The organism is Dongia sp. (assembly GCF_041909655.1).
GTDB lineage: Bacteria > Pseudomonadota > Alphaproteobacteria > Dongiales > Dongiaceae > Dongia.
In genome coordinates this window covers 1-20,674 of sequence record NZ_JAYRDA010000013.1, presented here as the reverse complement: position 1 = coordinate 20,674, position 20,674 = coordinate 1, and the positions used below count along the sequence as shown (strand labels likewise).

Sequence of the window (20,674 nt, the reverse complement as noted above, 5' to 3'; positions counted from 1 at the left end):
TCCCTTTTCGAGTCAGGTAAGGCCGATCACCGAGACTTGCCGGCCGTAATCGGGTTCGCCACGTTTGGTCTTGCGGCGGTAGGAGAAGAAATCATCTTCGAGTGCGCAGGTGTCGTGGCCGGTCACGTTCACCTCGGCGAGGCCGAGATGCGCGAGGCGCGCGGCGATATAGCCGGGAAGATCGAACTGGAACTTCCTGCAGGCATTGGCGGCGAAGAAGCGGGCATTCGCGGGGTCCTGGTCGATGAAGGGTGTCGGGAATTCGGTGCCGACCTCGTAGGATTCCTGGCCGATGCAGGGGCCAAGGACGGCGACGATGTCGGCGCGCCTGGCGCCCAATCCTTCCATCGCCTCCACGGTCGCCTCGATGATGCCGCCGACGGCGCCTTTCCAGCCGGCATGGCAGGCGCCGACCACGCGTGCCTCGGCATCGGCGAAGAGAAGCGGGCCGCAATCGGCGGTGAGGATGCCGAGATTGATGCCGGGCGTCCTGGTGACGAGGCCGTCGGCCTGGGGTCGGTTCTCCTGATCGAGGGGCGTTTCCACCACCAGCACGTTCTTGCCGTGGACCTGATAGGCGGTGTTGAGGGGTTCGGCGCGGAGGCCCGCCGCCTTTACGGCGCGGGCGCGGTTTTCCATCACGCGCGCCTTTGCGTCCTCGGTGCCGAGGCCGCAATTCAAGGAATCATAGATGCCGTCGGAAACACCGCCGCGGCGCGTGAGAAAGCCGTGGCCGATGCCGGGGAGGCGGGAAAGTGATTCAGTGGTGACAATCATATGCCGGCCAGTTCCTCGAGATCGGCGCCCGTGAGGGCAAGCACTTTGAACAGCCTGCCCATTTCGTCGGGCGCAATCAAGCGCCGGCACTGGCGCCTGAGAATCTCGGCCGTCTCCGCGTCGGCTTTGGCGGCCAGCATGTCGGTACGGAGTTCAAGCCCGAGGGAGCGCAGGAAATCGCCCTGGGTGACGGGGCCATAGGCATGAACACCGGCCTGGCGGGCTGCTTCGGCAAGGCTCGCAAAATCGACATGGGCGGTGAGGTCGGCCTCGCCGGGATCTGCGAGAGGGTCATGAAACTGGTGGCGCTTCAGGGCCTGGAAGGAATCGCCAAGTCCGCTTTCCGCCGGGCCGTAATCGATGAAGAGGGCGGCACCCCCCTCCGCTTTGAGGCGGCGGGCGAGGCTGTCGATGAGGGCGATCGCGGCGGGTGATACTTCCGCGATCTCGCCGAGGACGGCGCCTTGATGGGCGGGCCGCAGCAAGGCGAGGGCCGGGCCGGGGGCGGCATGAGCGAAGGCAAAGCTGTCACCCTGCTGTACCACCACGCGTTCGCGCCAGCCGCTTTCGGTCATGATGAATTGATGGATCGGCAGCGCGTCGAGGAATTCGTTGGCGAGGAGCAGCACAGGCCCCGGCGGCAAAGTCGCAAGCGATGCGTGCCATTGGGGTTGATGATCGGCGAGGCGCAGGGCCTGCTGGCGCTTGAGCTCTTCATTGATCTCGACGAGATGCAATTGCTTGGCCGCGAGGAAAGCGGAGGAAACGCGGGCGGCGCGCAGGGCATCCTGCATCAGCGTGCCGCGCCCCGGCCCCATCTCGACCAGATGGAACGCTTCGGGCGAGCCGAGGCGCGTCCAGGTATCGACGCACCAAAGCCCCAGGATCTCGCCGAACATCTGCGAGATTTCCGGCGCGGTGATAAAATCGCCGGCTTCGCCCAGGGGATCGTTCTCGCGGTAATAGCCGCCGGCACCAGCCAGCACGGTTTCCATATAGGCGGCAATGGTGAGGCCGCCTTCGAGGGCCAAGCGGCGCCGGAGGCTTTCCGCGATCTGCTGCATCAGGCTGGCTTGAGGCGCCGGCCGCGCCAGATGAGATAAAGGCCGTAGAGGATCATCGGCGCGCTCAGCCACTGGCCCCAGGTGGTGGCGACGAGGCTGTCGGTGAAGGCCTCCGGCTCGCGGAACATCTCCGAGACGACGCGGGCGCAGCCATAGCCGATGAGGAAGATGCCGGAGAGCGTGCCGAAGCGTTCGCGGATCTTCTGCCGGTGCGCGAAGAAAGCGAGAATGGTGAAAAGCAGGACACCTTCGGTGAGGGCCTCGTAGATCTGGCTGGGATGGCGTGGGAGTCCGTCGACATGGGGGAAGATGATGGCCCAGGGTACATCGGTGACGCGGCCCACCAATTCGCCATTGATGTAATTGGCGACACGGCCGAGGAAAAGGCCGATCGGGGTCGCCGCGGCGGCGAGATCGGCCAGAGCGAAGAAGGGTATCCCCACGCGCCGCGTATAAAGCAGCATCGCCACGATGACGCCGATGAGGCCGCCATGGAAGGCCATGCCGCCTTCCCAGATCTTCAGGATCTCGATCGGGTTCGAGAGGTAGTAGCCGGGATTCCAGAGGAGGACATGGCCGAGGCGCCCGCCCAGGATGATGCCGATGGTTCCCCAGGTGATCATGTCCTCGCAATGGCGGGGCTCCACCCGGGCAGGCGGCTTCTTGGCGAGATAGACCATGTAGCGCCAGGCCAGCAGAATCCCGGCGATATAAGCGAGCGCATACCAGCGGATCTGGAGGATACCCAGATCGAGGGCGACCGGGTCGAAGCCCGGATAGATATAATAGCCGGTATCGGAAATCATGATTCGCCCTGGTTTGCCCCGTATTGATCGGCGTTGATTCGGCCTGCGCCGATAGGCGCCCTCGAAAACCGGGCGCGGACCGGTTATATAAGCCCCAGGATAGTGACCACAAGCATAGGGACGAAACCGCCATGCAGAGCGACAACCGGATTCTCGACGACATGGCCAAGGTGGCGACCGGTGCCCTGGGCTCGCTCACGGGATTGAAGCAGGAAATCGAGGGCAAGGTGCAGCAGCATCTGGAACGCCTTCTGGGCCGCATGAATCTGGTGAGCCGCGAGGAATTCGACACCATGAAGGCGGTGGCCCAGGAAGCCCGCGCCGAACAGATCAAGCTCGCCCGGCGCCTCGCCGCCCTCGAAGCGAAGCTGGCCGAAGACGCCGAACCCGCCGCCCGCCCGGCCCATGAGATGCCGGACAAGCCCAATTTGTGAGGGTTTCCCGTCCTTACACCTCCCCCCTTCAGGGGGGAGGTCGGGAGGGGGGCATGGGTTCGCACGACCCGTCACTTGCGTGCCCCCCCCCCCCCCCCCCCCTGAAGGGGGAGGGAAGAAAGTGAGGGTTTCCCGTCCTTCCCGCACTCGCGAGATATTTTTGTTAAGGAATGTAAATGTCGCTTGCGCCAGAGTCGCAAATTTGCGACTCTAAATCTGGTGGGAAATTAACGTTTCACATCAAGCCTTAGGGGTCGCGCACCCCCAAGCGTGGCGAGCCCCGACGGCACTCTAGTCTGGTCGATTACTGGCGACCGGTTAGCCCCGGTTGCCACCCGCATGGAGGGCGCTTTCGATGCAGCTTACCCAAGAGTCGACCCTGGCCCCGACCGCTAATCCCCTCGACATGATGGAAGAATTGGTCAACGCCAATGAATGGCGTTACGACCGTTCGACCGATGAGGAGATGATCGTCGAATTCACCGGCCAGTGGTGCGAATACCGCATGTTCTTCGTCTGGCAGGAAGATCTGGGGGCAATGTATTTCTCCTGCCTCTTCGACACCAAGATCGCCCTCGCAAAGCGCGCCCAGTTCTCCGAATTGCTGGCACATATCAACGAACGCCTCTGGCTCGGCCATTTCGACCTCTGCTCCGATGAGGGGGCACCGATGTTCCGGCACACGATTCTGCTGCGCGGTACGGCCGGGGTCACCTCCGAGCAGCTCGAGGATCTGATGGAAGCGGCGATCAACGAATGCGAGCGTTTCTACCCCGCCTTCCAATTCCTGCTCTGGGGCGGTAAGAAGCCGCAGGAGGCGGTCGAGGCGGCGCTGCTGGAAACAGTCGGCACGGCCTGAAGTCAATCGGCGACCGCCCTCACTGCAAAGGGCGGGAGCCGAGATGACCAAACTGGAATTACCGGGCAAGCTGCTGCTGGTCGGCTGCGGCAAAATGGGTGGCGCGTTGCTGCGCGGCTGGCTGGCGCAAGGTGTCGCCGGCAGCGATGTCTTCGTGATCGATCCGGCGCCCAAGGGCCTCGACGACGTCAAGGCGGCCGGCGTCACCATCTTTACCCATTACGAGGATGTGCCGGACGATCTCATCCCGGCGCTGGTTCTTCTGGCGGTAAAGCCGCAATTCATGGACGAGGCGCTCGAGAATCTCGAGATGCTGGCCCAGCCTGGAGTCACCTTCCTTTCCATCGCCGCCGGGAAGAACGTCGCCTATTTCAAGAAATCGCTGGGGACCCAGGTCCATGTCGTGCGCGCCATGCCGAACACGCCGGCAGCGGTGGGGCGCGGCATGAGCGTCATTTTCCGCGATGCATCCGTGCCGGCAAAGACCCTCGATCTCTGCGGAGCACTGCTCGCGGCGGTAGGCGAGGTGGCCTGGGTCGATGACGAAGAGCTGATGCATCAGGTGACCGCGGTTTCGGGCGGCGGTCCTGCTTATGTCTTTCTGCTGATCGAGGCGCTGGCGGAAGCCGGACGTGTGGCTGGCCTCCCGGCCGATCTCTCCATGCGTCTCGCGCGCTCGACCGTTTGTGGCTCGGGGGAGCTTGCCCATCAGGCCAGCGAACCCGCGGCCGATCTCCGGAAGGCGGTGATGAGTCCCAAGGGCACCACCGAACAGGCGATCGCGGTGCTGATGGCGGCGGACGGCATCCAGCCTTTGATGAACAAGGCGATCGCCGCCGCCACGCATCGTTCGCGGGAACTGGCCGGGTGAGTATCGAGAGCGGCAGCGTCGCCCGCGTCCGCGCGGCACTCGCGGCTGCGGGCCTCGTGGCCGAGATCAAGGAATTCGACGCCTCGACGCGGACCGCAGCCGATGCCGCGGCGGCGATCGGCTGCAAGGTCGCCGAGATCGCGAAATCGCTGATCTTTCGCGGCACCGAAACCGACAGGGCCGTTTTGATCATCGCCAGCGGCGCCAACCGGATCGACGAGGCAAAAGTGGCGGCGGCGCTGGGTGAGAGCATCGGCAAGGCGGATGCCGCCTTCGTGCGCGACCGCACCGGTTTTGCCATCGGTGGCGTCGCCCCCATCGCCCATAGCGGCCCGGTCACGGTGCTGATCGACGCGGATCTGCTGTCGTTTGCGGAAATCTGGGCGGCCGCCGGGGCGCCCAATGCGGTCTTCCGCCTGACTCCCGCCGACCTCCTGCGCGTGACCGGCGGGCAGGTGGTGGATGTGAAGGTTTAGGCGGCGGGCAAGGCGATGCGAACCAAGGTGCCGCGCCCGATCTCGCTTTCGATCTCAATCCGGCCCGACATGGCTTCCACAAGAGATTTGCAGATGGCGAGGCCCAATCCAACGCCGCCCACGTCGCGGGCGTAGGAATCGGAAACCTGGACGAAAGGCTTGAACACATCGACGAGGCGGTCTTCGGGAATGCCGCGGCCGGTGTCGCGCACGCTGAGGATTATTTCCGAACAATCGCCGGAGGGTGCGATCGAGACGCCCACCATCCCGCCATTGGGGGTGAATTTGATCGCGTTGGAGATGAGGTTCGTCAGCACCTGGGCCACCGCATGGCGATCGCCCTGGAACCGATGCGGCGCGCTGGGAGCTGCGATATCGAGCCGGATTTCCTTCTGAGCCGCGAGCGCCTCCAGGGCATGGGCGATCGAGGTCCATGAATCGTCGAAGGAGATCGGCGCGATCTTGAGGTCCTGCCGGCCGGATTCGATCCGCGAGAGATCGAGGATGGAATTGACGATGGTGAGCAGCAAGGCGCCGCTCTCGTTGATGTCGATCGCGTATTGTTTGTAGCGGTCATTGCTCATCGGGCCGAAAATCTCGCGCTTCATCAAATCCGAAAAGCCGATGATGGCGTTGAGCGGTGTGCGCAATTCATGACTCATCACGGCAAGAAAACTCGATTTCGCCTTGTTGGCATTTTCGGCATGGAGCAAGGCCGTCTCCCGTTCGTCGAGGAGTTGCTGCAATTTCTCTTCCCGGCTCTTGGTGTCGCTCATGTCGCGCATGATGGCGGTCAGCGTGGTCTTGCCGCCAACCGCCACTTTCGAGATGACGATGTCGAGCGGAATGGTGCGGCCATCCGCAGTGAGGCCGTTGATCGTGCGCCAATCGCCGATTGCCAGGCTGCGCATCTCGCCGGCAGCGAATTGCCGAAGGTGCTCGCCATGCCGGCTGCGCAGATCGTCCGGAATCAGGCGGTCGAGGCTGGTTCCCATCATCTCGGCGGCGCTGTAGCCGAAGATTCGTTCGGCCTCGCGGTTGAAGCGCGTGATGCGGAAACGGCTGTCGACGGTGACGATGCCTATGGCCGCGGTGTCGAGGATGGCCTTGAGGCGGCTTTCGCTCTCGGCGTATTGTTCGGAAGCCAGTTGATATTCCGCTTCGATTTCCTTCTGCCTGGTGATGTCGACCATGACGCCGCGAATGAGTTTGGTGCGGTTGTCGCGCAGGATCATCGAGACTACTTCGTGAATCCAGACCGGCCGACCATCGGCGGCAATCATGCGGTAGCTGGTATCGTAGGAGCGGCCCGAGGCGATCGCGCGCTCATAGGTGGCCAAAGCGAGCGGCGCGTCTTCTGGCAGGATGTGATCCTCCCAGAAAGTCGAGTCGCGCAGCCATTGTTGTGGCGTGTAGCCCAGAATCCGCTCGACGCTGTCGCTGATATAGGTGACGCGGTTCTGGTCGCGATCCGCCTCCCAGACGATGCCGTCGATGGTGGCGATGATGTCGCGATAACTCTGTTCCGACGAACGATGCGTTGCTTCGGCGAGTTTCTGGGCGGTGATGTCGCGCACCACGCCGACAATGCGCAGGCGCCGGTCCGGCGGCTCGCGGAACGAGCGCCCGACCACGCGCAGCCAGCGCGTATCTCCGCCATCCACCTGCTGTCGGAATTCGATCTCTCGGAGCTGATCGCTATTGGTCACCTGCTTGAACGCCGCTTGCACCGCATCGCGGTCATCGTCGTGAACCCTGGCCAGAAAATCGCGGAAGCTCTTGGTGACGGGCCCCTCTGTATTCGCGGAGAACCAGCCGCGATAAGGCTGATGCGCGATCATTTCCGATTCTGGATCAAACTCCCAGGAGCCCATCTCGGCCGCGGCCAGGGCCAGACGCAGCCGCTCCTCGCTGTCGCGCACCGCGACGTCGCTGGCGCGGCGTTCGAGTGCCATCTTGATGGTGGCGTGCAACTCGCGTTCCGAGAAGGGCTTCAGGAGATAGCCATAGGGGCGCGTCGCCCGGGCGCGGTCGAGCGTGGTTTCCTCGGAATAGGCGGTGAGATAGATGATCGGCACCATCATCTCCGCGGGGATGCGGCTTGCCGTCTCGATGCCGTCGATGTCGCCGTCGATATGGATGTCCATGAGAATGATATCGGGCCGCTTCTCTTCAATTTCGGCCAGGGCCGCCTTGCCCGAGGAGACGACGACGGGCACGTCATAGCCGAGCTTTTTCAGGCGCTGGCAAAGATTGAAGGCGACAACACCCTCATCCTCGACGACCATCACGCGTGTTGTCGGCATATTCATGTGTTCATCCCGAAGCGATGGGGAAGGTCAGCTCAAACCGCGTCGGCCGGGCGCGCTGGATATAGATCTGACCATGCAATTGTGCCGCCAGGAGCTGGACCAGAGTCAAGCCCAAGGTTGCGGTGCTCGCCAAATCCAGTTGCTCGCTGATGCCGATGCCGTCATCGCTGACCGAGAGTATGACGTCCTCGCCCGAGCGCAAGCGGGATTCCACCTTGATGCTGCCGCCGCGATCGCCCGGAAAGGCATGCTTCAGGGCATTTGAGATTAATTCATTGACAATAAGCCCACACGGTATGGCTTGATTGAGTGGCAGATGTACATCCTCGATTTTGACGTCGAGCGCGATCCTGTCGGCGGCGACGCTGTAGGATGTCATCAGCGTGGGCAGCAGGGAATCGAGGAAGTTCGAGAAGTCAACGCGCGCAAAATCCTTCGACTGATAGAGCGTCTGGTGGATGAGTGACATCGAGCGTATGCGGTTCTGGCTTTCCCGCAGCATGGCGATCACGGTTTCGTCCGATATCTGGCCGGATTGCAGATCGAGCAGGGAATGGATGATCTGCAGATTGTTCTTCACGCGGTGATGGACCTCGCTCAGGAGCACGTCCTTTTCGCGCAGCGCCTGGCGGATGCTTTCTTCCTTCTGCTTGCGATCGGAGATATCGACGATGGCCGAGAGCACCATGGGGCCGTCATCGGTTTCGATCGGATTCAACCCGATCTCGACCGGAAATTCGCTGCCATCCTTGCGCAGCCCATAGAGATCGCGCCCGGCCCCCATGGGCCTGGAATCGGGCGCCGAGAAGAAATGCCCGCGCAAAGCGGGATGCTGGGGGCGAAAGCGTGCCGGCACCAACACCTCGATCGGCTGCCCCAGCAATTCGGTGCGGTCATAGCCGAAGACGAGTTCGGCCTGAGCGTTCACCATTTCGATGATGCCCCGGCCATTGATCATCACCATGGCGTTGGGTGCCGCTTCGACGACACGGCGGAAGCGTTCCTCGGAGCGGCGCCGCGCGGTGATGTCGACGATCGCCGAGAGCACTTTGATGCCCTCTTCGGTCTCGATCGGATTGAGCCCGATTTCGATCGGGAATTCGGTGCCGTCGCGATGCAGGCCGAACAGCTCGCGCCCGGCCCCCATCGGCCTTGCCCGCGGCTCGGCGGAGAAGCCATGTCGCAGCGCCGGATGATGGCCGCGGAACCGCGCCGGTATCAGCATCTCGACGGGCTGGCCCATCATCTCGGCGCGGGGATGACCGAACAATCGCTCGGCCTGTGTGTTGACCATTTCAATGCGGCCGTCATCGCCGATCATCACCATGGCGCTGGGCGAGGCGTCGACCACGCGGCGAAAGCGCGCTTCGCTCTGGCGGTGGGCGGTATTGAGCCGGATGAGTTCCGCCATGCGCGCAGCGACGCCGCCGATCGGCTGTGGCTGGTCCTGGTCGTCATCGGATTCGCCAGGCGGCGTGTCGGCGGGGGGGACTGTCACGATCGCGTCGCATGCTCCATGCATCGCTTAACCGAGATCAATTCGACCGTTTGCAAACCGAAATGTCAAATCTATTGGGGGGTGCTACTAAAGGATATGCCCATTGTCACAGGGTGACGAGGTGAGGCGCCCAGGAATGGGAGGAAGATCACATCGCCGCTTGCGGAACCGGCCAGACGTGAAGCCGCACCGGTTCGATGCGACCACGCAAGGCCGTGAGGCCGAGATCGGCGAAGGCCGGGAGATCGACGATGTCGTTGCGCGCTGCAGCCAGACAGGCATCCGATACCGCGATGCGGCAATCGAATTTCCGCGTCAGCCGTTCGATCCTGGAGGCCACATTGGCGGCATCGCCGACGACGGTGAATTCCATGCGCTGATCGCTGCCGACATTGCCGACGACGGCCGGGCCGTAATGGAGGCCGATGCCGAGACGCACGGGGAACGTGCCGCGCGCCGCACGCTTTTCACACCAGCGATCCATTTCCCGCTGCAGATCGAGGGCACAGGCCAAAGCGCGCTGCGCGACCTTGCCGTCATCGCCGCCGTCGAGGGCGCCGAAAGTCGCCATGAAGCCGTCGCCGAGATATTTGTCGAGCGTGCCGCCATGGCGGAACACGATCGCGGTGGCGCGCACCTGAAAACTGCGCAGGAGCGAGACCACGCGATCCGGCTCCAGCTTCTCGACCAGGGTGGTGAACTGCCAGATATCGGCAAAGAGCACCGCCACATGCCGCGTCGCCGGCTGGCCGAAGGTATCGGGCGCATCGGCCAGCATGGCATCGGCGACGTCGGGCGAGACGTAGCGGCGGAGATCGGCGCGCGCCACTTCGGCGCGAGTCTGGCGCAGGAGCATGTGACGCGAGCGCGCCACCGCCGCCGCCAGGAGACCCGTCGCGATCGCGGTCAGCACGTTCTGGGTAAGCAGATTGGAGATGCCGACATAATGTGGATCGAGAATGACGGCCATGACCTCGGCCGGCGCCAGTTCGCCGCCAGTCTCCGAGAAGCGGACCGTGTCGGGAAGATTGTAAAGGGTGAGCACACCCGCCGACCAGACCACGATGATGCAGATGCCGGTCCAGACCACATGACTGGGCCGGTATGAAAGAGCGGAGCCGATCAGCAGCAGCATGAGATAGAGGAACTCGACAAAGCGGATGCGCATCTGCACCGGCCAGTCATAGGCGATGTGGTCGGGCGGCTGCATCATGATGGTGGCGGTGATGAGCGCAACGTCGAGCAAGATGAAGGCGAATTTGAGCGGTTCGGCATGGCGCCAGCGCCGCAACAGATGGGGGATGAGTCCCAGCAGGAAAAAGGCGCCCACGAGGCCGAGATAGTAATAGGTGCGCGGACCCTCAACGATGAAGGGCAGCCAGATGGCAACGATGACGACGGCGATCGTCCGGGCCATGAAGGCAAAAGCGAGGCCGGCCTGTTCCTCGGCGGCGATGGCGTTGGCAAGGCGGGCATTGCCCGTATGGCCGGGAACCGCCCGGTTGTTCCAGAATGCCATGCCGCCCTGCCCCTCAAACGATCGCCTCTATCCAGGGACATAGGTAGGGGGCCCAGCCCGGCACCGCAATGGAGCGACCTCCCACACCAGGCCACGCAATGCCCCCAAGCATGACCCGGCCATGTCGGAAGCTGGAATATCTTTGCCTATTCCTCTATCGGGCACGATTTCACGAGTATTATGACCCTCGAATGCTAACCTAATACTGCGTTGGATTGGTAAAGGAGTATGTAACATGAATATGCCGAGCCCCGTCCCCGCAAGTCCTTCCTGGGATGCGCGCCAGAAGCGCATGATCGAACTCATCGGGCAGCTCGCCCCGAATCCTGGCTTTACCCTGGCGCCGCTCGACGGCGTCAAGTTCATGCGCGCCAACCAATCCATGCCGCGGACGCCGGTCATGTACGAGCCCAGCATCTGCGTCATCGTGCAGGGCAGGAAGCGCGGCTATCTCGGTGACGAGATGTTCGTCTATGACGCCCAGCAATATCTGGTGCTCTCGGTGCCGCTGCCCTTCGAGAGCGAGACCGAGGCCAGCGAGAAGGAGCCGCTTCTGGGCATGGCGATCCGCATCGACCTCAGCGTGGTCGCGGAATTGCTGATGGCCCTCGACCAGGCCGGCTCCTATGCCCAAGTCATGCCGAAGGGAATCTATGCGACACCGCTCGACGATTGCCTGGGCGATGCGGTGCAGCGGCTCCTAGAAGTGCTGGCAGGGCCGGCGGTCGAGGCCAAGCTGCTTGGTCCATCCATCATGCGCGAGATCTATTTCCGCGTCCTCACCGGATCGCAAGGCGGCGCCCTGCGCGCGGCCCTTGCCCATCACAGCCAGTTCGGCAAGGTGGCAAAGGCCCTGCGCCGCATCCATCACGAATTCAACGACGATCTCGACGTGGCGGCCCTGGCCTCGGAAGCGGGTATGAGCCCGGCCGCCTTCCATGCGCATTTCAAGGCGGTGACGCAGACCTCGCCGATCCAGTATCTGAAGACGACGCGGCTTCACCGCGCGCGCCTGATGATGGTGCAGGACGGTCTCAATGCCGCCGTGGCGGCGACGCGGGTCGGTTACGAAAGCGCCTCGCAATTCAGCCGCGAGTTCAAGCGCCTGTTCGGCCGCTCGCCGGTCGAGGAGACACGCTTCATGAAAGCGCTGCTGGTTGAGACGCAGGAGCCGCGCGCGCCGCGGCGCGTCGAAGGCGCCTATGTAACGGCGCAGTAGCGCGTTACAGCCAGCCTCGGCGGCGGAAATACCAGATGGGCAGCAAGGCGGAAAGCACCATCAGGACGATCGCGAAGGGATAGCCGAAATGCCAGTCGAGCTCCGGCATGAATTTGAAATTCATGCCGTAGACGCTGGCGATCAGGGTGGGCGGCAGGAAGGCCACCGCCGCCACGGTGAAGATCTTGATGATCGCGTTCTGCTCGATATTGATGAGGCCCAGGGTCGCATCCAGGAGGAAGTTCACCTTGCCGCCAAGGAAATTGGCGTGATCGGTGATCGAGGCGATGTCGCGGGTGAGCGTCTTCAAGCGCAGCTTGCTGTCCTTCTTGAGATCGGCCTGGGCGGTGAGAAAGAGCACCAGACGCGACAGGCCGAGGAGCGAATCCCGGGCCTTGGTGCCGATATCGCCGCAGCGCGCGACGCGGAAGAGCACCTGCTGCAGATGGCGGCTGGAATGCCGCGTCTCGGCATGCCGCCCGCGGCGGTGATGGCCGGCCGGCGTGCTGCGGAAGACATCGCGCGAGACCCGTTCCATGTCGGCCGCCGCCACTTCGAGGATGTCGGCGAGGCGGTCGGCCACCCCTTCGAGAATCCCCAGCAGGATCATCTGCGGCGTGGCGGCGATGGCGGGATCGCGTTCGGCGCGGCGGCTGAAGGTCGCAAAGGGCAGCGGATCGATGAAGCGCACGGTGATGAGCCGGTCGGGCAGCAGCACGAAGGTCGCAGCACCACTTTCCGGCACGTCGGTCGCGGCGCGGTGCAGGACCGGCGTCGTCATGAAGAGGGCGCCGTGATCGGCATAGAGGCGGCTTGAGGCCTCGATCTCGTGCATCTCCTCGCGGGTAGGAATCTCGATCGCGAAGGCGCGCTCGATGGCCGCGATCTCGGCCGCCTTGGGCATGGTGAGGTCGATCCAGATCGCGTCAGGCGGCAGCAAGCTTGCCGCCATCTCGCTTTCCGCCTGGATATGGCTGGGCAGCATCTCGGCCGGCGGGCGCTGCTCGGCGGCGGCGAGATTGGGCGCGCCGGAGACGATGATTTTTTCGAAGCTTTGGCCGTTATGCCGGTAGGCGGTGATCATGGGGCACCCCGCGGGTCGCGATCTCAAGATGAGGGAGGGCTTGAGCGGAACCGGGGCGCTGGGTCGGGCCGGCGCTAAAGGTTCCGGACGGCGTGGCAGAACCCGCCGTCGCAGGTACTACTCGGTGGCTGGCTGGAGGTGTGACGGAAATGTGTCATGACAGGCCAAGCGTAAAGAAATGGCGGCGAACGGGGTTTGTTTGAACCCTTTGCCGGGGAGAGTCAATCCATCCGCATTCCGGCATCGTAGGAAGCTTGTCGCTGTCGGGGGCGGGCCTATATCATGGCGATGAAAGAAGCGTGAAAGAACGATATCGGGAGGGCAGAGCGATGGCCAAGACTGCCAAGAAGCCGGCACCGAGACGCGCCAAATCCGCCGCCAGGAAAGGCGGCACCGGCAAGCCAGCAGGTCCGCGGAAAGCAGCGCCGGCGGATGCCGCCGCAGCGATGCGCGCGGCCCTCCTCGACCTCTGCGGCACCCAAGGCTGGCGCGACCTGTCGCTGGCCGAGATTGCCGAGGCGGCTGGGCTCGACATGGCCGCCGCGCATGCGACCTATCCCACCAAAGCGGCGATCCTCGTTGGCCTGGCGCGGGCGGTCGATGCGGCGATCCTCACCTCGCTCCGGGACGATCCGCTGGACGGTACGTCCAAGGACCGGCTGTTCGACCTGTTGATGCGGCGCTTCGATCATTTGCAGCAGCAGCGCGATGCCTATCTGACCTTGCTGCATGAATTGCCGCAAACGCCTCTGGAAGCCGCCGCGATGGGTTGCCAGATGCGCCGCTCGCTGCGCCTAATGCTGGAAACGGCGGGGATCAGCGCCTCGGGCCTCAAGGGTCATCTGCGCCTGCAGGGGTTGATCGCGATCTATCTGGCGGGATTGCGCGCTTGGGCCCGCGACGAGAGTGCGGATCTGGCCCATACGATGGCCGAGATCGACAAGCGCCTCGGCCAGGCGGCGAAGCTTTCCAGCATGATGAGCGCCGGGCTGAAACGCGCCGAGCGGATGAAAGAAGAAGCCGGCAAGGCCGCCAAGGGTGCTGCGGCGTAGTTCAGCGCGCCGCGAAATCCAGTCCTTCGTCGTGATCGTTCGCGGAGATGGCGTCGTCGCCGCGATTTTGCAGTAGTTTCCGCTCGACGCTTGCCAGATGCCGGCGCATTTCCTGCGCCGCGCGGTCCATGTCGCGGGCTTCGATCGCGGCCAGGATGGCGTCATGTTCGGCGAAGCTGTGGTGATCGGAATCGGGCTTCACCTTGTCGGCGCGAAGCCGTCCCCAGGCCACCGCGCGGCGCACGGCCGTGAGCGAGTCGAGCAGGGCCAGCAGCAGCGCGTTCTGGGTCGATTCCGCGATGACCCGATGGAAATGGTTGTCCCAAGCCTCGTATTGGCGCCAGGTCTGGGCGCTGCGCATCTTGGTGAGGCAATTGCGCATCTCGGCGATCTGCCCGGCGGTCGCCATCAGGGCCGCCATGCGCGCCACTTCCGGCTCCAGCAGCAGGCGGGTCTTCATGACCTCGGTCGGATTGGTGCGCCGGGTCATGGCGGCGATATCGGCGAGGTCGTCGATCGGCCGGCTGCCGACGAAGGTGCCCTTGCCGACATGGCGCCAGAGCTGGCCCTCGGATTCCAGAATAGCCAATGCCTTCCTGAGCTCGGCGCGGCTCACCCCGATCGCCCGGGCGAGATCGCGTTCCGGCGGCAGGCGGCTGTCGAGGGGGAGCGCCATGCGGGCAAGATAGGCGCGGAGCTGCGCGAGGGCGCTCTTGTCGTCGCGCGGGCTCGCGGCCGCGACGTTCACAAGATCCAGTCCCGGTACATGGTTTCGCGCATCGCTTGCTATCCTCGGATGTCGCCGTTCAAACAACCGTGACGGTGAAGCCCTTCAATCCGTCGATGTTGACTTCCATCCTGTCGCCGCGAGAAACCGGGCCGACACCCGACGGCGTGCCCGAAAAAATGACGTCGCCGGCCGCCAGTTCGAAATATTCCGACAAATAGGCGATCATCTCCGGCACCTTCCAGATCATCTGGTTGATGTCGGCGGTCTGCCTGACATTGCCATTGACCTTCAGCTCGATCCGGCCTCGATCGAGATGACCGACCTGAGCAACGGGATGCAGCAGGCCGACGGGACCGGAGCGCTCGAACGCCTTGCTGATCTCCCAGGGACGACCGGCCTTCTTGGCGTCGTTCTGCAGGTCGCGCCGCGTCATGTCGAGTGCGGGCGCGTAACCCCAGACATGGTCCAATGCCTTCTCGACCGGGATATTGACGCCGCCGGATTTGAGGGCGACGACCAGCTCGACCTCGTGATGCACATCCGATGTATTGGCCGGGTAGGGGAATTCGCCGGTGGGATCGAGGTTGTTCGGGTTCTTCTGGAAGAAGAACGGCGTTTCCCGATTCGGATCCCCGCCCATCTCCACGGAATGGGCGGCGTAATTGCGACCAATGCAATAGACCCGGCGCACGGGGAAGGCCCCGCCGCCAGCAACCGGTATCGACACGATGGGTGGCTGCTGAATCACAAAACCGGACATGGGAACCTCGTAATGGGGTGAAATCAGCCGATTTGGTATGCCAGTCACCCGCCAATATCAACCGCAATCAATTCGACTATTGCCGCCTTTGTAAAACCAATCTAGATTGGTTGAAGGCTTACGACAAGATCCGCAACGCTGGGTGACGCTCATATGCTGGCGCGAAGAGAACCTTTGGAAGATGTGGAAGCCGTTTCGCGGCTGCGGGCCTATGTGGCCGAAAAGGGCCTGAAATCAGGGGCGAGATTGCCGGCGGAGCGCGAGCTCACCGACCAGCTCGGCATGACCCGCAATACCTTGCGCAAGGCGCTGGAATCACTGGAGCGCGAAGGCACGATCTGGCGCCATGTCGGCAAGGGCACGTTCGTTTCCGGACCGGCCGACAACCCGGAGCTTGCCGGCACGTTGCTGAGCGGCACCTTGCTGAGCGAGATCAGCCAGCAGATCACCCCTTTCCGCATGATGCGCGCGCGTTTTGCGATCGAGCCGGCGATTGCCAAGGAAGCCGCGATCAACGCATCCAGCGCCGCCCTCACGCATATGAAGGTGGCGATGGAGCGCACGCGCTCGGCCTCGAGCTGGCAGGCATATGAAGTCGAGGACGATATCTTCCACCGCGCCATCGCCGAGGCCAGCGACAATCTGTTGCTGCTGGCTTTGCATGACCAGCTCAACCTGGTCCGCCGCGCGGTCGCCTGGGGCAACGTCAAGCGGCAGAACGCGAAGCCGCCCGCCGATCATTCCAGCTTTATCGAGCATGAAAGAATTGCCGAAGCCATCTGCGCCCGCGATCCACATGCGGCGTATGAGGCCATGAGCAATCACCTGCATTCGGTATCGAAGCGGCTTTTCGGAGGCACTTGATGCGGACCCCGGCAGGGGAGCCGGGGAGGGGCGCGCGTATAAGGCCGGATTCGTAAAATGACGAATTCGGAAGTTGAGAAGAAAAAAACAAACAATTCACCCACGGGAGGACAACATGAAGAGACTACTGAAGAAATTCACGGGGTTCGTCAGTCTGGCCACGCTTGCGGTCGGATTGATGGTGTCGTCGGCGCATGCCGAAACATTGAGGATCGCTTTGGCGGAAACGCCGTCGGACGAGATGGCGGCGTTCTTTGTGGCCCTCGATCGGGCAAAGGCCAATGGACTGGATTACGAATGGACGGCCTTTGCCGATGAGGAACTGGCCATTCAGGCCGTTCTCAGCGGGCAGATGAATATCGGGTTCGGCACGCCCTATGCCATCATGCAGCGTTCCAAGGCACCGGTCCGGATCGTGTTCCAGCTCTCGAAGCTGAAATTCTTCCCGGTCACGACAATGAAGTACAGCACGCTGAAGGACATGAACGGCGAGCCGATCATGCTGCATTCGCGCGGCGGCGGCACTGATTCCATCGCCAACGTCATTGAAGAGCGCGAAGGCATCAAGTTCGGCGAACGCTCCTATGTGCCGGGCTCCGGCAATCGCGTCGCCGCCTTGCTGGCGGGTCAGGGCGAGGCAACCATCCTCGACATCTCCAACAAGAACAAAATCATCAAGGAAGCGCCGGACCGGTTCCATGCCCTGCCGATGTTCGATGTCGATGCCAGCGACGAGGCATTGTTCGCCAATCTCGACTGGATCCAGTCGAACGAAGAGCAGGTGAATATCCTGGTGAAGGCCCTGGTCAGCGTCTGGCAGGACATGGCGAAGGATCCCACCATCATCAGCCGCGAAACCAACCCGGACGGTCCCATTGGCCAATTGCCCAAGGAAGTCCTGGATGAACTCGACGGTTTCTATGCGGAAGCCGTCGAAGGCGGTCTCTATGACCCCAATGGCGGCGGTCGGAAAGCGGCCACGGCGGATCTCGAATGGTATACCCGCGCCGGCCAACTCGATGGCGATCCGAAGACGCTCAACATCGATGACTTCTGGTACTTCGCGCCGCTTGATGCCGCGCTGAAGTAGGCAACAAACGGCGGCCATCACCGGCTTCTTTGCCGGAATGGCCGCCGCTATTTCCAGAAGACAAGGTTGGCTCACGCATGAAACACAGATCACTGTTCCTCAAGCTCCTCTCGGCACTGCTGGTGTTCGGGGCCTGGGAGATTGCGGGCAGAATTCCCGTCAGCTTCGCGTTTCCGACATTTCTTGAATCGATGCAGGCCCTCCTTGCCATGACCTTGGACGGCAGGATCTTCGTCGCCTATGGCGAGACGCTGAAGCCGTTGGTGGTCGGCATTGCGATCTCCGCGATCTTCGGTATCGCCCTGGGACTCTGGATCGGCTTGAGCGCGCGGTTCGACTGGCTGTTCTCGCCGGTCTTCATCGTCATGCAGGCGGCACCTCTCGCCGCCCTCATTCCTCTGCTGGTAATGGCCTACGGCATCGGCTTGACGTCGAAGGTCTTCGTCGTCTGCATCATGGCTATGCCGGTCATCGTCCTCAATACCAGCGGGGCCGTGCGCAACACGCCGTCATCGATCAAGGAAATGGCGACGTCATTCCTGGCCAGGGATCGGGACGTCATCCTCAAGATCATCATTCCCGCCGCGTCCCCGGTCATTTTCTCAGGGTTAAGGCTGGGCATTTCGGCCGGATTCATCGGGGCGATCCTGGCTGAATTGAAGATCACACCCACAGGCGTCGGCGACATCATCACCTATAGCCGCTCGATCGCAGACTACCCCAGCATGTATGCAGCGATTTTCTCGATCATCGCTCTGGCTGTCGTATTTCTGAACGTGCTTGAGCGATTCGAAAACTTCTTGTTTGCAGGAAACAACCGTGGTTATGCATCAGACTGAAAAATCCTTCGGAAATCTGCAGGTGGTCGTTCCGGAGAGCGCCGTTTCCGTGCGCAACGTGTCCAAGAGCTATGGCAATACCGAAGCGCTACGCAATCTGTCGCTTGAATTTCCGCGCGGGCAATTGACCTCGCTGCTGGGGCCATCAGGTTGCGGCAAGACCACACTTCTCAAAATCATCGCCGGACTGATCAAGGCGAATGCGGGTGAGGTCGAGGTCAATGGTGTCAGGGTCGAAGGGCCTGGCCCGGACCGGGCCTTCGTCTTCCAGGATTTCGCTTTGCTGCCCTGGGCCAATGTCATGCGCAATGTCGCTTTCGGCCTGGAACTGCGCGGGACCGCAAAATCGGAACGCGAAGCCATTGCCGAGAGATATATCAACAATGTCGGCCTTGCCGGATTTGAGCGAAGCTATCCCCATGAACTCTCGGGCGGCATGCGCCAGCGCGTCGGTCTGGCGCGGGCACTGGCCGTGGACGCACAGGTCCTGCTGCTGGATGAACCCTTCTCGGCCGTCGACGAGCAGAACCGCCGCAAATTCCAGGAAGACATGCTGGCCCTGGTCCAGAACGAGAAGAAGACCTTCATCTTCGTGACCCATTCCATCGAGGAAGCGGTCTATGTGTCCGATCAGATCGCGGTCCTGCTACCCCGCCCGAGCCGCGTATCGGAAGTGATCCGTCCCACGAGTTTCCGCAACAAGGATGCCGCCAACATCCGCCGGGACCCGGAATACCTGGATATCATCGACCGGATCTGGGCGTCGCTGCGCAATTACGTCGAGTAGAGGACGAGATGACAGCATTTGGACTGAGACTGCCAGCGATGTCGTCGCTCGTCATTTGGGCGTTGCTGTGGGAAATCATCGGCCGCATGGACCTGACCTTCTTCATCCCGCCCCTGTCCCATGTGATCGTCACGCTGTTCGAGATTATCGGCACGCCGGCCTTCATGAAGGCATTGTCCGAAACCGCTTATGCCTTCTTCGGCGGTGTCGTTGCATCGATCGTGATCGGTATTCCCGTCGGCATCCTCATTGGCAAGAGCCGCCTGCTCGACGAAATGATCCTGCCCTGGGTCAACATCTTCCTCAGCGCCCCGCTGACGGCGCTGGTGCCGGTGCTGATGGTCCTCTTCGGCTTCGGCATGACCTCGATCATCATCACGACGACGCTGTTTGCGATCTGGATCATCATCCTCAACACAAGGGCGGGCGTCATGCAGATAAACCGGTCCATGGTCGAAATGGCCCGCAGCTTCGGGGCGAAGCCGCTGGAAGCCTTCTTCAAGATCTATTTCTGGGCGGCGTTGCCGGAAATCCTGGGCGGGGTGCGCATCGGTGTCATCCGCGCGGTGAAGGGCGTCATTATCGGTCAGCTGCTGATTTCGATCGTCGGCTTCGGCGCGCTGTTCGAGCTCTATTCCTCGAACTTCCTGATGTCACATTTCTGGGCCGTGCTGGTGGTGCTGTTCGCCATGGCCTTCTCCATCTCTGAATTTCTCGCTTATCTCGAGCGCCGCGTCGCCTATTACGCGGCGAAAAGATAGCGGATGTCGCCCAACGGATTTTCTTGATAACCACGTCGAATATTACGCAGGAGTAAGACAATGACCGCGATGAATCCCACTGTCAGCTATGCCTTTCCGCCGCACGCGGTCCCGCATCTGCCGATCCGCAATTCAGGGAGCGTCTTCCCGGTGCACCGGATCTATTGCGTGGGGCGCAATTACGCCGACCATGCGATCGAGATGGGCCATGATCCCAACCGCGAGGCGCCGTTCTTCTTTCAAAAGAACCCGGACACTTTGGTGCTCTCGGGCGGGGTGTTCCCGTATCCGGACAAGTCGAATGACGTCCATCACGAGCTCGAGATGGTCGTGGCGCTGAAATCCGGCGGCAAGGACATTCCGGTCGAGAAGGCCCTGGATCATGTCTTCGGCTATGCGGTCGGGCTCGACATGACCCGGCGCGACCTGCAAAGCGAGGCCAAGAAAGCGGGCCGCCCCTGGGAGATCGGCAAGGCGTTCGAATATTCGGCCCCCTGCACCGAGATCGTACCGGCGAGTGAGATTGGCCATCCGGCCAAGGGTGCCGTCTGGCTGAAGGTCAATGGTGCCGAGAAGCAGAAGGGCGATCTCGACCAGCTCATCTGGAAGGTGCCGGAGATGATCTCCTATCTCTCGGGCTTGTTCGAACTCAAGGCCGGCGATCTCATCTATTCAGGAACACCGGCCGGTGTCGGTGCCGTGAAGAAGGGCGACGTCATGGTCGGCGGCGTCGACGGGATCGGCGAGATCACGATCAAGGTCGGGTGAGAATAGCTACGGCCGTTCATCACTACCATGCCCCCACCCTAACCCTCCCCCTGAAGGGGGAGGGGATATGGAAGTAGGGGGAAATAGGAAGTCGCTCCAAGCTT

At 62.5% G+C, this 20,674-nt stretch carries 21 protein-coding genes; 12 read left to right on the top strand and 9 right to left on the bottom strand.

Annotation, left to right across the window (positions count from 1 at the left end; translation table 11 throughout):
- Nucleotides 1-12: 12 nt before the first annotated feature.
- Genes pgeF through lgt form a run of 3 tightly spaced genes read right to left on the bottom strand, consistent with a single transcriptional unit; the run spans nucleotide 13 to nucleotide 2,647 of the window.
- Nucleotides 13-777, bottom strand: coding sequence for a peptidoglycan editing factor PgeF (pgeF, locus tag ACE3PR_RS19175; protein WP_374375357.1), 765 nt, complete (start codon nucleotides 775-777; stop codon nucleotides 13-15).
- The gene (locus ACE3PR_RS19170; RefSeq protein ID WP_374375355.1) at nucleotides 774-1,841 is read right to left on the bottom strand and encodes a class I SAM-dependent methyltransferase; all 1,068 of its coding nucleotides are present in this window, start codon (nucleotides 1,839-1,841) and stop codon (nucleotides 774-776) included. Before ACE3PR_RS19170 ends, pgeF begins: the two co-directional genes overlap by 4 nt.
- Entirely contained in the window at nucleotides 1,841-2,647 is an 807-nt protein-coding gene (gene lgt / locus ACE3PR_RS19165) for a prolipoprotein diacylglyceryl transferase (RefSeq protein WP_374375352.1), read from the bottom strand. The genes ACE3PR_RS19170 and lgt overlap by 1 nt, the downstream gene beginning before the upstream one ends.
- Nucleotides 2,648-2,778: 131 nt before the next feature.
- On the opposite strand from lgt, the gene ACE3PR_RS19160 reads away from it, so the two are divergent.
- The 4 genes from ACE3PR_RS19160 to ACE3PR_RS19145 all read left to right on the top strand — a co-directional run bounded on the left by ACE3PR_RS19160 (nucleotide 2,779) and on the right by ACE3PR_RS19145 (nucleotide 5,287).
- Nucleotides 2,779-3,081, top strand: coding sequence for an accessory factor UbiK family protein (locus tag ACE3PR_RS19160; RefSeq protein ID WP_374375350.1), 303 nt, complete (start codon nucleotides 2,779-2,781; stop codon nucleotides 3,079-3,081).
- 355 nt (nucleotides 3,082-3,436) lie between these two features.
- The gene (locus ACE3PR_RS19155) at nucleotides 3,437-3,940 is read left to right on the top strand and encodes a YbjN domain-containing protein (protein ID WP_374375348.1); all 504 of its coding nucleotides are present in this window, start codon (nucleotides 3,437-3,439) and stop codon (nucleotides 3,938-3,940) included.
- A 43-nt stretch (nucleotides 3,941-3,983) separates the two neighbouring features.
- Nucleotides 3,984-4,811, top strand: a complete 828-nt coding sequence (gene proC / locus ACE3PR_RS19150; RefSeq protein ID WP_374375346.1) for a pyrroline-5-carboxylate reductase — start codon at nucleotides 3,984-3,986, stop codon at nucleotides 4,809-4,811.
- On the top strand, nucleotides 4,808-5,287 hold the full coding sequence (locus tag ACE3PR_RS19145) for a YbaK/EbsC family protein (RefSeq protein ID WP_374375344.1): 480 nt from the start codon (nucleotides 4,808-4,810) through the stop codon (nucleotides 5,285-5,287). The genes proC and ACE3PR_RS19145 overlap by 4 nt, the downstream gene beginning before the upstream one ends.
- Here ACE3PR_RS19145 and ACE3PR_RS19140 read toward each other — a convergent pair.
- The 3 genes from ACE3PR_RS19140 to ACE3PR_RS19130 form a co-directional block, all read right to left on the bottom strand.
- On the bottom strand, nucleotides 5,284-7,599 hold the full coding sequence (locus ACE3PR_RS19140) for a PAS domain S-box protein (RefSeq protein ID WP_374375341.1): 2,316 nt from the start codon (nucleotides 7,597-7,599) through the stop codon (nucleotides 5,284-5,286). The two genes, ACE3PR_RS19145 and ACE3PR_RS19140, sit on opposite strands and share 4 nt — an antisense overlap.
- A 4-nt stretch (nucleotides 7,600-7,603) precedes the next feature.
- A complete protein-coding gene (locus ACE3PR_RS19135; RefSeq protein ID WP_374375338.1) occupies nucleotides 7,604-9,097 on the bottom strand; it encodes a sensor histidine kinase in 1,494 nt (497 codons plus the stop codon).
- A gap of 148 nt (nucleotides 9,098-9,245) precedes the next feature.
- The gene (locus tag ACE3PR_RS19130) at nucleotides 9,246-10,616 is read right to left on the bottom strand and encodes an adenylate/guanylate cyclase domain-containing protein (RefSeq protein WP_374375336.1); all 1,371 of its coding nucleotides are present in this window, start codon (nucleotides 10,614-10,616) and stop codon (nucleotides 9,246-9,248) included.
- A gap of 235 nt (nucleotides 10,617-10,851) precedes the next feature.
- Here ACE3PR_RS19130 and ACE3PR_RS19125 point away from each other — a divergent pair, with 235 nt between their 5' ends.
- Complete coding sequence (locus tag ACE3PR_RS19125; protein WP_374375333.1) at nucleotides 10,852-11,835, top strand: AraC family transcriptional regulator N-terminal domain-containing protein; 984 nt, start codon at nucleotides 10,852-10,854, stop codon at nucleotides 11,833-11,835.
- Between the two features lie 4 nt (nucleotides 11,836-11,839).
- Here ACE3PR_RS19125 and ACE3PR_RS19120 read toward each other — a convergent pair whose 3' ends face one another.
- Nucleotides 11,840-12,919, bottom strand: a complete 1,080-nt coding sequence (locus ACE3PR_RS19120; RefSeq protein ID WP_374375330.1) for a magnesium transporter CorA family protein — start codon at nucleotides 12,917-12,919, stop codon at nucleotides 11,840-11,842.
- Between the two features lie 329 nt (nucleotides 12,920-13,248).
- Between ACE3PR_RS19120 and ACE3PR_RS19115 the strand changes: the two genes are divergently transcribed.
- Nucleotides 13,249-13,971 (top strand): TetR family transcriptional regulator, encoded by a 723-nt coding sequence (locus tag ACE3PR_RS19115; RefSeq protein ID WP_374375328.1) that lies wholly within the window; start codon nucleotides 13,249-13,251, stop codon nucleotides 13,969-13,971.
- 1 nt (nucleotide 13,972) lies between these two features.
- On the opposite strand, the gene ACE3PR_RS19110 is transcribed toward ACE3PR_RS19115, so the two are convergent.
- Both ACE3PR_RS19110 and ACE3PR_RS19105 read right to left on the bottom strand, forming a co-directional pair.
- The gene (locus ACE3PR_RS19110; protein WP_374375326.1) at nucleotides 13,973-14,719 is read right to left on the bottom strand and encodes a FadR/GntR family transcriptional regulator; all 747 of its coding nucleotides are present in this window, start codon (nucleotides 14,717-14,719) and stop codon (nucleotides 13,973-13,975) included.
- Between the two features lie 58 nt (nucleotides 14,720-14,777).
- The gene (locus ACE3PR_RS19105) at nucleotides 14,778-15,461 is read right to left on the bottom strand and encodes a fumarylacetoacetate hydrolase family protein (RefSeq protein WP_374375324.1); all 684 of its coding nucleotides are present in this window, start codon (nucleotides 15,459-15,461) and stop codon (nucleotides 14,778-14,780) included.
- Nucleotides 15,462-15,614: 153 nt separating this feature from the next.
- On the opposite strand from ACE3PR_RS19105, the gene ACE3PR_RS19100 reads away from it, so the two are divergent.
- The 6 genes from ACE3PR_RS19100 to ACE3PR_RS19075 all read left to right on the top strand — a co-directional run bounded on the left by ACE3PR_RS19100 (nucleotide 15,615) and on the right by ACE3PR_RS19075 (nucleotide 20,570).
- Nucleotides 15,615-16,325 carry a FadR/GntR family transcriptional regulator gene (locus ACE3PR_RS19100; RefSeq protein WP_374375321.1) on the top strand — a complete coding sequence of 237 codons (711 nt, stop codon included), beginning with the start codon at nucleotides 15,615-15,617 and terminating at the stop codon, nucleotides 16,323-16,325.
- A gap of 115 nt (nucleotides 16,326-16,440) precedes the next feature.
- Nucleotides 16,441-17,415: an ABC transporter substrate-binding protein gene (locus ACE3PR_RS19095; protein ID WP_374375319.1), complete on the top strand. Its 975-nt coding sequence runs from the start codon at nucleotides 16,441-16,443 to the stop codon at nucleotides 17,413-17,415.
- Between the two features lie 29 nt (nucleotides 17,416-17,444).
- Nucleotides 17,445-18,254, top strand: a complete 810-nt coding sequence (locus tag ACE3PR_RS19090; protein ID WP_374375316.1) for an ABC transporter permease — start codon at nucleotides 17,445-17,447, stop codon at nucleotides 18,252-18,254.
- Nucleotides 18,241-19,041 (top strand): ABC transporter ATP-binding protein, encoded by an 801-nt coding sequence (locus tag ACE3PR_RS19085; RefSeq protein ID WP_374375313.1) that lies wholly within the window; start codon nucleotides 18,241-18,243, stop codon nucleotides 19,039-19,041. The genes ACE3PR_RS19090 and ACE3PR_RS19085 overlap by 14 nt, the downstream gene beginning before the upstream one ends.
- Before the next feature lie 38 nt (nucleotides 19,042-19,079).
- The gene (locus ACE3PR_RS19080) at nucleotides 19,080-19,802 is read left to right on the top strand and encodes an ABC transporter permease (protein WP_374375311.1); all 723 of its coding nucleotides are present in this window, start codon (nucleotides 19,080-19,082) and stop codon (nucleotides 19,800-19,802) included.
- A 60-nt stretch (nucleotides 19,803-19,862) separates the two neighbouring features.
- Nucleotides 19,863-20,570 carry a fumarylacetoacetate hydrolase family protein gene (locus ACE3PR_RS19075; RefSeq protein ID WP_374375309.1) on the top strand — a complete coding sequence of 236 codons (708 nt, stop codon included), beginning with the start codon at nucleotides 19,863-19,865 and terminating at the stop codon, nucleotides 20,568-20,570.
- The last annotated feature ends 104 nt before the right edge of the window (nucleotides 20,571-20,674 follow it).

Coding starts and splice junctions, on each gene's coding strand:
- pgeF (WP_374375357.1), bottom strand. CDS start 777: ATGATTGTCACCACTGAATCACTTTCCCGCCTCCCCGGCATCGGCCAC.
- ACE3PR_RS19170 (WP_374375355.1), bottom strand. CDS start 1,841: ATGCAGCAGATCGCGGAAAGCCTCCGGCGCCGCTTGGCCCTCGAAGGC.
- lgt (WP_374375352.1), bottom strand. CDS start 2,647: ATGATTTCCGATACCGGCTATTATATCTATCCGGGCTTCGACCCGGTC.
- ACE3PR_RS19160 (WP_374375350.1), top strand. CDS start 2,779: ATGCAGAGCGACAACCGGATTCTCGACGACATGGCCAAGGTGGCGACC.
- ACE3PR_RS19155 (WP_374375348.1), top strand. CDS start 3,437: ATGCAGCTTACCCAAGAGTCGACCCTGGCCCCGACCGCTAATCCCCTC.
- proC (WP_374375346.1), top strand. CDS start 3,984: ATGACCAAACTGGAATTACCGGGCAAGCTGCTGCTGGTCGGCTGCGGC.
- ACE3PR_RS19140 (WP_374375341.1), bottom strand. CDS start 7,599: ATGAATATGCCGACAACACGCGTGATGGTCGTCGAGGATGAGGGTGTT.
- ACE3PR_RS19130 (WP_374375336.1), bottom strand. CDS start 10,616: ATGGCATTCTGGAACAACCGGGCGGTTCCCGGCCATACGGGCAATGCC.
- ACE3PR_RS19125 (WP_374375333.1), top strand. CDS start 10,852: ATGAATATGCCGAGCCCCGTCCCCGCAAGTCCTTCCTGGGATGCGCGC.
- ACE3PR_RS19120 (WP_374375330.1), bottom strand. CDS start 12,919: ATGATCACCGCCTACCGGCATAACGGCCAAAGCTTCGAAAAAATCATC.
- ACE3PR_RS19115 (WP_374375328.1), top strand. CDS start 13,249: ATGGCCAAGACTGCCAAGAAGCCGGCACCGAGACGCGCCAAATCCGCC.
- ACE3PR_RS19105 (WP_374375324.1), bottom strand. CDS start 15,461: ATGTCCGGTTTTGTGATTCAGCAGCCACCCATCGTGTCGATACCGGTT.
- ACE3PR_RS19100 (WP_374375321.1), top strand. CDS start 15,615: ATGCTGGCGCGAAGAGAACCTTTGGAAGATGTGGAAGCCGTTTCGCGG.
- ACE3PR_RS19095 (WP_374375319.1), top strand. CDS start 16,441: ATGAAGAGACTACTGAAGAAATTCACGGGGTTCGTCAGTCTGGCCACG.
- ACE3PR_RS19085 (WP_374375313.1), top strand. CDS start 18,241: ATGCATCAGACTGAAAAATCCTTCGGAAATCTGCAGGTGGTCGTTCCG.
- ACE3PR_RS19080 (WP_374375311.1), top strand. CDS start 19,080: ATGTCGTCGCTCGTCATTTGGGCGTTGCTGTGGGAAATCATCGGCCGC.
- ACE3PR_RS19075 (WP_374375309.1), top strand. CDS start 19,863: ATGACCGCGATGAATCCCACTGTCAGCTATGCCTTTCCGCCGCACGCG.